At 45.1% G+C, this 4,480-nt stretch carries 1 rRNA gene and 1 other annotated feature; the gene reads right to left on the bottom strand.

The annotated features are described in order from the left end of the window. Positions 1-51: 51 nt before the first annotated feature. Positions 52-149: a sequence feature (23S ribosomal RNA rRNA prediction is too short), on the bottom strand. A gap of 244 nt (positions 150-393) precedes the next feature. Further along, positions 394-3,936, bottom strand: a 23S ribosomal RNA gene (locus tag Q8R38_03340). Between the last annotated feature and the right edge of the window lie 544 nt (positions 3,937-4,480).

Raw genomic sequence — 4,480 nt, 5'->3', positions numbered from 1 at the left:
TATCAGTATTTTGAAATACTGATCCTCGTGCGAAGGTTGCTGGGCTCATTTGAAGTGTTTAACTTACCCAGCTCACGTGCCCTTTTAATTGGCGAACAGCCAAACGCTTGGGAGCTTCTCCACCCCCGCGCTAAGTTGAGCCGACATCGTCGAATGTTTTCTTTCATTACTGAAAGTAGCGGACTATATCTTCATCCTAATATTTTAGTAAAATATTAGGCGGTGGCGTATTAGCTTTGATTTAAAACCAAAGCTCCATTTATTTTGAAATAAGTCTCTACGGGGTCAATCCTGTTTTGTAGAGCAGGACGACTTCCCACGGTATTGTCCATACTTAATTATATCATATGGAGTCCACCGTTATAAGCCACGATTTTTCTTATTCACCAAGCCCTATCGCTTGAATAATAAGATTGGCTATATGCGATTACTCGCATAGCACCCCGATTTGTTAAGGTGCCGAACTCCGCCGTCGCTAGGGACGCTCGGGCGGAACTAGCCTGTTATCCCCGGAGTAGCTTTTGTCTGATGATCTTTGGCCATATTCTAGCAAGCACCATCGGTTCACTAAGCTCTGCTTTCGCACCTGCGCGACATATCCGTCTTGCAGTTAAGCCGGCTTTTGCCTTTACGCGTCCAGCTCCGTTTCCATCGGAGCCAAGCCGACCTTAATAGACTCCTCCATTACTTTTTGGGAGGAATGTGCCCCACACAAACTGCCCACCAGGCACTGTCTTCTCTTGGTTTACGGGTTTTTGATTTCTAAAATAATTAAAAAACCAAAAACCCGCTTCCAAGAGAGTTAGAATCTAAAATTTTATAGAAGAGTATTTCACTGGCGGCTCCATCCCATCCAGAAACAGGATATCATCGCCTCCTCTCTATGCTACGCAACAAAACCTTAGACTCAATACCAAGCTGCAGTAAAGCTTCCGGGGTCTTTTCGTCTAACTACAGGTAACCGGCATCTTCACCGGTATTGTATTTTCACCGAGCTCCTCGTTGAGACAGTCCCCCAGTCGTTACGCCTTTCGTGCGCTTCGGAACTTACCCGAAAAGGAATTGCGCTCAATTACGTTATCACCTGTCTAAGTTTTGCAGAACAAAATTTAGACAGAATCCTCCATGTCGCCATGGAGATCGGACTATATCTTCCAATGCACTTAGCGCCTTGAGTGCTTGGTCTGGCGTATAGTCTCTGAGGATTCAAGATATTTAGATGGTTTCTTGCGATTCATTTGCTCCACAATTTTCGCGATCTTCTTCATTCCTATAGCAGTCAGATGAATTTTTTGTTCCATCATACCTATGATTTTTGTAAATCTGATAAAATCGCTTTGTTTTGCGGTACGAAGTGGATATTTTTGGAAAAAGGGAATAATTTTTTCACGGATATCTTTAATAGATCTAACACAGTAACGGTATAGCGGTTCTCGATGATTGTCATAACGATTATTGACGAAAATTTTTCCGCAACTGAAGAAATTTTGTAATTCCTTGAGCGCATATAAACTTTTTTCGCCTTGCGTTATAACAAATTCAGGAAAAACTTGCCATCCGCTTTTTAATATCCGGTTTCTAAAAACTCCCACCGAAAAACATCCTTCTCCGTCAACAAAACCAGTTATCCATCCCAAATAATAATCTTGCCTTTCCTGCTGATTGTCTGCATTGGATGCATTTTTACTAATCATACTTAAGGATAAGTATACCTTAGTAGCACCAAATACTCCAGGATTTTTTATCCACAGACTTTCCAGCATATAGCCAGATTTTATTAAAGCAGCGCTACCTACTTTAAGACAGTTATAGTTACTGCCGACATTGACGAGGGCTTGAGACCCAGAGCCGTACAGATAAATCCGCACGACAAGAATCTTTAACCTTCTCGCATTGGTCAGGCGTCACCCCCTATACATCCTCTTACGAGTTAGCAGGGAGCTGTGTTTTTGGTAAACAGTCGCCAGGGGTACTTTCACTGCGAGCCGACTTGCGTCGGCTAGGCCATTTTGCGAACTTACGGCCGCTTTTTTGCCGAGTTCCTTAACGAGGAATCACTCATTCGCCTTAGTGTTCTCCACCAACCCACCTGTGTCGGTTTTCGGTACGGTTGCCATATCTTTGACTCTAGAGGTTTTTCTTGGAGGACCTTCAACAGAAATTTTCTCTTCCGAAGAAGAAAATTTAACCACGCAATCTGCGTCGGATTAAACCAATTCTCCGTATTTGCCGGAGAACGCAAATCACCTGATTACCTAAATCCAATAATAGGCCTCTGTCTATCATCCCCGTCACCCCATCGAAAAAACATGGCAGTGCTGGAATATTAACCAGCTGTCCATCGGTTGCGGTTTTCACCATTACCTTAGGACCGACTAACCCTCCGTTGATTTTCATTGCGGAGGAAACCTTGGGTTTTCGGCGTGCCGGTATCTCACCGGCATTGTGGTTACTAGTGCCAACATTCTCTCTTCTGAACGCTCCAATAGCCCTCACGGGTCTATCTTCACAGCGATCAAAATGCTCTTCTACTGCTTATTTTGCCGAAGCAAAATAAACCCGTAACTTCGGTACATAGCTTAGCCCCGATGAATCTTAAGCGCAGTGTCTCTAGACGAGTGAGCTGTTACGCACTCTTTAAAGGATGGCTGCTTCTAAGCCAACCTCCTCGCTGTTTGAGAAACTCCACCTCCTTTCACACTTAGCTATGATTTAGGGACCTTAGTTGACGATCTGGGCTCTTCCCCTCTTGCACGACGGAGCTTAGCCCCCGCCTGCTGACTCCTCCATTTTTAACTCTCGGTATTCGGAGTTTGATTGGTTCGCCGAGCTTTCGCCCTTACGAACCATCCAGTAGCTCTACCCCCGAGAGGAATATGAAGGGCTAGCCCTAAAGCTATTTCGAAGAGAACCAGCTATTACCAGATTCGATTAGCTTTTCACTCCTTACCACAGGTCATCCGAAGGCGTTGAACGACCTACCGGTTCGGGCCTCCCTCCGATGTTACTCGAAGTTCACCCTGCCCATGGCAAGCTCATCTGGCTTCGGGTCTTTTGAGTGATGCATTAAGAGTGTAGAACGTAGCGAGTAGATTGCAGTAAAACCACGATCTACCCATCCACATTCCACAGTCTTGATTCGCCCTATTCAGACTCGGTTTCCCTACCCCTTCGCCGCTCACGCGGCTTAGAGAAGCAACACCCAAAAACTCGTTGGCTCATTCTTCAATAGGCACGCGGTCACCCTTGCGGGCTCCCACTCCTTGTAAGCATATGGTTTCAGGTACTATTTCACCGCCCTCAACGGGCTGCTTTTCACCTTTCCCTCACGGTACTTGTTCACTATCGGTCTTTGGAAGTATTTAGCCTTGCCAGACTAGTTCTGGCGGATTCCTGCCCAGTCACCATACGGGGCAGTACTTAAGAATAACAGCAGAAAGAATACATCGATTTTCGCATACGGGGCTATCACCCTATTTTGCCGGCCTTTCCAGGGCCGTTCTGCTAATCATGTAACTTTTCGCTTTCCCAAAATAAATTGACGCCGTTATCTTGCAACCCCCACCGCGCTCTGCGCGGAAATTTCGATATATCGATATGTCGAAATGTCCGTGCAAAGCACGGCGGGTTTAGGCTGTTCCCTTTTCACTCGCCGCTACTAGGGGAATTTTGAGATTATCAAATCGGTGTCTGCTAGCAAAAACTGTTGAACACCGATTTGGTAATCTCGTTGTTTTCTTTTCCTCCGCTTACTGAAATGTTTTACTTCAGCGGGTACGCGCCCTGTCATAGACAGGGCATTTCGGTTTTACCGAAATGGGTTTCCCCATTCGGACATCCCCGGATCAAAGGTTGCTCGCCACCTCCCCGAGGCTTATCGCAGGCACGCCACGTCCTTCATCGCCTTCCAAAGCCAAGGCATCCACCATACGCCCTTAATTACATTGCGGAACAATATGCCCGATACCACTTTATCGGGTTGTTCCTTTTTACTTTATATTTAGACTTAAAAACCCTTACTATTTGATTATCAAGATGCTGGTATTCTTATCAACCGTCCCATATCCCCAAATTTATAGAAACATTCGGACGATGGATAAAAGAAAAACCGCGTATTTACGCGGCTCTACAGACAGTCCAAAGACCTCTCAATTCAATACCATTTGAGCCGCTTTTTGAATAATTGTCTGCTTATATTCATTGCGTGTAATCCTATCAGCTGGCCAATTCCCTGTCAATATATATATGTGGATAAGATGTTGAAACAAAAAATAACCCCAACTCCGCCAGCTGGCGAACGTCAGGATTATTTTTAAATCATTCCAAGACAAAGAGTGCGGGATTCGAACTAGCGTCAAAGTTTAGAAGAGAGAATTTGAGCCAAGTTCTAGAAACGACGAGGAAGCTGTATGTTTACATACAGCAACGAGGAGTGACGAAGAAATTGGCCAAATTCTCTCTTCCCTTCGGGTGAATCAAT

It is taken from the genome of Candidatus Omnitrophota bacterium, from assembly GCA_030695905.1.
GTDB lineage: Bacteria > Omnitrophota > Gorgyraeia > 2-01-FULL-45-10 > 2-01-FULL-45-10 > CAZHPY01.
This window is presented reverse-complemented; position numbering and strand designations above follow the sequence as displayed.